Source organism: Bradyrhizobium sp. SRL28 (assembly GCF_018596315.1).
In the GTDB taxonomy this organism is placed as follows: Bacteria; Pseudomonadota; Alphaproteobacteria; order Rhizobiales; family Xanthobacteraceae; genus Bradyrhizobium.
The window spans coordinates 1-468 of sequence record NZ_JAHEAG010000222.1 but is presented as its reverse complement, the minus strand read 5'-3'; the positions used below and the strand labels follow the sequence as shown (position 1 = coordinate 468).

General features: G+C 60.5%; 1 protein-coding gene. It reads left to right on the top strand.

Annotated elements, in window-relative coordinates; genetic code table 11:
- Positions 1–468: phytanoyl-CoA dioxygenase family protein (locus KIP88_RS46085; protein ID WP_214494664.1), on the top strand; the 468-nt coding region annotated here is incomplete at both ends.

The window sequence follows — 468 nt, the reverse complement described above, 5'->3', positions numbered from 1 at the left end:
GGGAAGGCAAGACGGGCGTCGTCAGAACGTTGACCAAGGCGGAAGAAGATCGGTATGGCTTCCTCGGCCGCGACGAGCGGTTGGTCGATCTTGCTCAGGACGCCATCGGCAAGCCGATCTACCGCTACGGCCATTCGATCGTGCCAAACGTAGGCGCCGACGAATGGCACCAGGACTTCGCTTTTTTCTACCCCGACGGCTTTCTCGCTCCGCAGTTCGCGACCATCTATGTCCCGTTCGACACGGCCACAAGGGAGAACAGCTGCTTACGGGTCTTGAAAGGCTCGCACAAGCTCGGACGGCTCAACAGCTCCGAGGTCGACCACTGCGTCGAACAGGAGCAGCTTGAGGCAGCGCTGAAGCGCTTCGAGGTCGTCTATGTCGAGATGGACGCGGGCGACGTGATGATCTTCGATGGCAACCTGCTGCACGGCTCCGATGCGAACCGCACGGATACACGTCTGTGGA